The 5,279-nt window shown below is 66.9% G+C and carries 6 protein-coding genes and 1 pseudogene; 3 read left to right on the top strand and 4 right to left on the bottom strand.

The features are described 5' to 3' along the window. Together ACWDU1_RS29115 and ACWDU1_RS29110 are read right to left on the bottom strand one after the other, a co-directional pair. Nucleotides 1-217 (bottom strand): annotated as a pseudogene (locus ACWDU1_RS29115) (DUF3558 domain-containing protein); the annotation flags it as partial. A gap of 8 nt (nt 218-225) precedes the next feature. Next, entirely contained in the window at nt 226-723 is a 498-nt protein-coding gene (locus ACWDU1_RS29110) for a DUF3558 family protein (protein ID WP_450003352.1), read from the bottom strand. A gap of 211 nt (nt 724-934) precedes the next feature. Between ACWDU1_RS29110 and ACWDU1_RS29105 the strand changes: the two genes are divergently transcribed. Next, complete coding sequence (locus tag ACWDU1_RS29105) at nt 935-1,273, top strand: hypothetical protein (protein WP_450003351.1); 339 nt, start codon at nt 935-937, stop codon at nt 1,271-1,273. Between the two features lie 196 nt (nt 1,274-1,469). Here ACWDU1_RS29105 and ACWDU1_RS29100 read toward each other — a convergent pair whose 3' ends face one another. Both ACWDU1_RS29100 and ACWDU1_RS29095 read right to left on the bottom strand, forming a co-directional pair. After that, complete coding sequence (locus tag ACWDU1_RS29100; protein ID WP_450003349.1) at nt 1,470-1,976, bottom strand: hypothetical protein; 507 nt, start codon at nt 1,974-1,976, stop codon at nt 1,470-1,472. 776 nt (nt 1,977-2,752) lie between these two features. Beyond that, nucleotides 2,753-3,727 (bottom strand): NADPH:quinone oxidoreductase family protein, encoded by a 975-nt coding sequence (locus ACWDU1_RS29095; protein WP_450003347.1) that lies wholly within the window; start codon nt 3,725-3,727, stop codon nt 2,753-2,755. Between the two features lie 287 nt (nt 3,728-4,014). On the opposite strand from ACWDU1_RS29095, the gene ACWDU1_RS29090 reads away from it, so the two are divergent. Together ACWDU1_RS29090 and ACWDU1_RS29085 are read left to right on the top strand one after the other, a co-directional pair. Then, the gene (locus tag ACWDU1_RS29090) at nt 4,015-4,347 is read left to right on the top strand and encodes a type VII secretion target (RefSeq protein ID WP_450003345.1); all 333 of its coding nucleotides are present in this window, start codon (nt 4,015-4,017) and stop codon (nt 4,345-4,347) included. Then, nucleotides 4,344-5,279 (top strand): transglycosylase SLT domain-containing protein (locus tag ACWDU1_RS29085; protein WP_450003344.1); only part of this gene is annotated, 936 nt, incomplete at its 3' end. The genes ACWDU1_RS29090 and ACWDU1_RS29085, both read left to right, overlap by 4 nt.

The raw sequence follows: 5,279 nt of genomic DNA, 5'->3' as shown, positions 1-5,279 counted from the left end.
ACTCACCCATCGCGCCACCGGCGCCACCGACCGACTCACCGATGGTCTGCCGGTCGACGATCTCGCATTCACGCAGCAGTTTGTCGAAGTTCACGTCTACGGGGTCCGACCCACCCACCGGTACCGCCGCCCCGTCGACAGTACTGCCACAGCCGGCCGCGGCCAGTACCAGCAGACAGCCGAGAAGTATCGCACGCAGACGCGCCGGGCCGCGCATATCGCGGATCATCCCAGCCGCTGCACAGTCAACTCGGCCAGCGCGCGGGGATCCTGGCAGGGATCTACGCTCGTCCCGGCCTGGTGCGACCATTCGAAGAAATCGTCGCCCAGTTGTACCGCGAGATCGCAAATGGTCCCCCAGCGTCCTTGGAATCCCGGATGACCGGAAACCTCGATCGACTCCGGGGCGCGGCCCGCCGTCGAAACCCAGGCCCGCTCGCGTTCGATCGGACTGCCGCGATAGCTGGCGAAGGTGAGGCTTCCACTGCCTTCCCAGCGACATCCGGTGGAGTTCTTGTAACTCAGCCATACGGCACCGCCGAGGATCTCGGCTACTTCGGCATCGGACACATGGCCGCATTCGCCGACGAAGGGACCGAGTTCGGCAACCTTGGGCGGCGCTCCCTTGGGCGAGTCGGATTCGCTCGGCTCAGCGGAGGAGCAGCCCATCAGTGTGGTCGACACGAGGAGGGCTGCACCGAGGGCCCATTTCGTCGTCCGCATACCGAAACTGTACCGACAAGTCCACAGCCCGGCACCAGCACGGCGTCACCGGGCGTACCCCCGCCGCGCGCGCCGGCATTCCCGTTCGGCGGCGTCGACGGGGCCGACGCATTCGGGCGACTCCCCGCTACCGAGCCACCCGGATACCATTGAGGTAATCTATTTCCAGACGCCTACTGTGGCGCATTATTCATTTCGGGGAGGGTATCGGATGTTCAAACCGTCACGTTTGTGGATCGTCGGGCCGGCTTGTGTGGCGCTGATTACCGCGATCGGTATTTCTGCGGCCGGATATACGACTGCCGCATTCGTTATCGGGGCAGTTGCGCTCATCGCGGTAGCAGTGAGCGGAATGATTGTGAACCGCACCCGTCGGCATAGTTTCGAGCACCGCTACGGGTCGCTGGAGCAGTTCCGGGACGGAATCGACCGGTCCGGTTTACGCGCCCTCCGGGATTCGGACGGTGAAGCCGCGGCAATACGAGCCCTGAGGCGCGACCATCCGGAACTTTCGCTGTCGCAGTCGGCGGAGGTAGTACGCGGTCTGTGAGCCGAAGGCCCGGGTCGCGAACGCCGAACGCCACTGCCGAAGCTGAATCGGCCGAACCGCTTGCGTCCCTGACCGCAGCGTCCACAATGACTCGAGCCGGCATCGGGCGGGGAGGAAATCCTCACCCGGCCGATGCCGGCTCGAATCGGTGAACGATCCGTTCCGGCGTCACGCAGCGACGCCGGAACGGGCGCGCTCAGGTGCAGTTCGAGGCGATCATGTTCAGCCCGAGCACCTCACCGAAAGTCGCCACCAGCAGCTCCATACGCTCTTCCGTATTCCCTGCCTGCACGATCAACCGCGCGCCCTTGGCGACACCGCCGAGCTTGGCGAGTTTGCTCACCAAGGCGACGTTTCCGGCGACGAAGCCACCGAGCGCGGCCGCGCATTTGGTGGCCTTCCACGCGGTTCCCCAGCCGCTCAAGCCGTCCCAGCTGGCCATGATGGTCTGCTGAGAGCCCGGATCGTGCGGATACAGCGCTTGCAGCACCTGGGCGCGGCTCGCCCCCTGCGGCAGCTGCGCCAGACGATCCTCGGCGCCACCGGCGATCGCCGGCGCGGGCGGCACACCTACCCGCAGTACCGGGCCGCTGAGCGGCCCGCTCGGTGCCGCCTGTGCGGTCGCGGCGGTAGCCACGCCGATCAACGATGCGGCGCACGCCGCGGCCAGACCGATGGCGACGGACCGATTGAAACTCTTCACTGTGCATCTCCCATTTGTTTCATCGATTTATATCGGACATTCCACGGATACTGTGATTACTCACGACTCACCCGCATTCGGATGCGCTGAATTGTCCAGCACGCCCGAAGCAGGCAGGCGCGACTCATCTCAATAGACTGCCGGAGATCGAGATCAAGACCGGATGAATATACCGGCGTATGCGAATCGGATTCGCCTCATGACGTCGGCTCCTTGAAGGAACGCGACACCATTAGATCCGACTCGGAATCGGAAACCGCCGGTTCTACCGGCCGTACAATTCAGCCACCACTGGAGCGTGAATATCACGGACCAGCGATTGTTCTGCGGTTGAATATCTCCGATACACGGGATTCCCCCTGACTCGCAGCGACACGAATGTCCTACTCTTTTGCTGACGCCCCCACTCGGCGGGTGCGTTCGGCCCGAACTGTTCCGACACATACTTAGACGGGCGCCCTCGGCAAACGGTTCCACAAGTTCCGAGATTTTTTTCGATCACCGCCGAAATGCGTCGACCAGCGCATATCGCATGGTTCGAGCGAGCCCGGCGCCGCTCGACCCGGGCCGTGGGCACGGCAGAACGTGCCAACCGGTGCCACCCGCCGACTCCGGTGGTCTTCCCTTACCCCGAAGAACCACCGGACGGCTCACACCGGTCGCCCCGGCCGATCCACCCGCAGCGGTTTCCGCGCCGAGCAGAGGCGCGTGTGTGGAGAGGTGGTCACGGCCGCAGCTCACCCCGCGGCCCGTGCCGGTACCCCCTGGACAGCCGGTCAGCGAACAGTGACCACCACCTTGCCGGTGGCAGCGCGATTCTCCAGCGAAGCGACGGCCTGCGCGGCCTGCTCCAGCGGAAAGAGCACCGCCTGCGGCGCGGCAATCCGGCCGGAGGCGAACAGCGGTTCCACCTCTGCCCACTGTTCGAGGAGATAACCCGGATGCGACAGCACCCACTCGCCCCAGCCCGCACCGACCACCTCGACGTTCTTCAACAACAGCCGGTTCACCTTCACGGTCGGGATATCACCACCGGTGAAACCGACCACCAGCAGGCGCCCGCCCCGGGCCAGGGACCGAATGCTGTCGGTGAAGCGGTCGCCGCCGACGGGATCCAGCACGATATCCACACCGCGGTTGTCGGTGAGCTCCTTGACCCGGTCGAGCCAGCCGTCGGTCAGCACCACATCGGTGGCGCCGTGCGCGCGGGCGATCTCGGCCTTCTCCTCGGTGCTCACCACCGCGATCACCCGGCCCGCCCCGAGCGCGCCGGCCAGCCGCAGCGTGGAGGTTCCGATCCCGCCGGCCGCGCCGTGCACCAGCACGGTTTCCCCCTCCGCGAGGCGGCCGCGGTTGCGCAGGCAGAAGTGCACGGTGAGATCGTTGAACAGGATCCCGGCACCGGCCTCGAACGAGATGTTGTCCGGAAGCCGGAAAACCATTTCCGCGGTGGTCGTGGCGACCTCCGCCATCGCGTTGCCGAGCATGGTCAGGGCGCAGACCCGGTCACCGGGTTTCACATGCGAGCCCTCGGGGGCTTCCCGGACGACCCCGGCGACCTCACCACCGACCACGAACGGCATCGGCGGTTTCATCTGATAGAGGCCACGGGTCATCAGCACGTCGGGGAAAGCGACTCCGGCGGCGTGGACGTCGATCACCACACCACCCGGCAGCGGCTTCGGCTCCGGGATATCGACGATCTCGATCGCTTCCGGACCCTCGAGTTTGCTGACCTGAGCTGCGCGCATGTGACGACCTCTCTGTTCCGCACCGGCGTGTATAGAGACGCACCGAGTGATATGTACCAATCAAGTGGTTCCCCACAACCTATCGGGGCCCGACAGCGGAAGTCCATCCCCGGCGGGTACCGGAAAGCCCCGTACCGCACCGCGCGGACTGCCCGGCGAGCGGTTCGCCCTCTCCATTCTCCAACCCTCGCCACCGCGCACCGGCGCCGGCGCGAGAGCCGCGCGGAGGACCGGCGCTTTGTTACGCTTGGCCGCATCACGACGGGCGGGAAATCCATGGGGGATCGATGAACGAAGGGGAGACGGGCACCACCACCGCGGTGCGGGTGGATCCCGGAACACTCCGCGCTTTCGCCGGCAAGCTGGAAACCGAGGCGGGTGCGATCACCGCCTTGGACAGCACCGATGCGCTGTCCGCCGCCGCGGGCGCGCTACCCGGCACCGGTTTCGGGGTGCCGGCCCAGCGGGCCGCCGATCTCACCGACGCCTGTCTGCGGCGCGCGAGTGACCGGCTCACCACCGTGGCCGCGCTGCTGCGCACGGACGCCGGGACGTACGAGATGAGCGAATCGGATTTCGCCGCCGCTCTCGCCACCGTCGGCCTGGATATCCGGGCATGACCCTGACCATCGGCAATGTCGAACAATGGCGGGCCGATCTACTGACCACCGCGGCGGGCCATGCGAACTCGGTCTCGGTCCGGCTCGATCAGCTCACCGGCACCGCGTCCACCGATACCCGGGCGCTCAACTGGTCGGGCGCCGCCGGAACCGCCGCGAACACCCGGATGGACGCCGAACGCACCCGCTGCGGCGCGGTGAGCGCGGCGCTGCTGAAACTCGATACCGCGCTGCGGGCCGAGGTCACCAACCTGATCGACGCCAAAGACAGGGTCCTGCGGATGCGCGATACCGCGGTGAACACCGCCCAACCACCGCTGCCCGCCTTCCAGGTCGCCGACGACGGCACCGTCAGCGCCGATGCCCGGATCGCCTATCTACGCCGGTCGGCCGGGGAGGGTGCCGATTCCGCCGATCTGCAGCGCACCGAGCTGGGACAGCGCCTGGTCGCCGCCTCCCACCAGTGGCATATCGTGAACGCCCTCGCTTCCGCGCAGGCCGCCGCCGACCGGGCGACGACGCAGGTCCAGCAGGCGGTGACCGAACTCGAGAACGCCTACAACACACTCGGCGATCCCGGCGCGGAGGTTCCGGTCGCCGCGGTCCCCGCCTCCACCGTTCCGGGTCCCACCGGCGAGCCCGCCCCCGCCTCCACCGGCGGTTCGCCCGCCGCGACCGAATCGCCCGGCTCCGCCGCGCCGACCAGTTCGCTGATGGGTGGCGGCAGCCCGGCGGCCACGGCGGATGTTCCCACCACCATGCCCACCGGCGATCAAAAGGAATGGATCCAGGAGGCCATCCGGGTACTGCGTGAGAACGGCTACGATATCGACGATTCCGAGGCGGCGATCATCGCGCTGATGATCGAACGCGAATCCGGCGGCGATCCGAACGCGATCAATCTGTGGGACAGCAACGCGGCGGCCGGAATC

The organism is Nocardia sp. NPDC003345, assembly GCF_053589395.1.
This window is presented reverse-complemented; position numbering and strand designations above follow the sequence as displayed.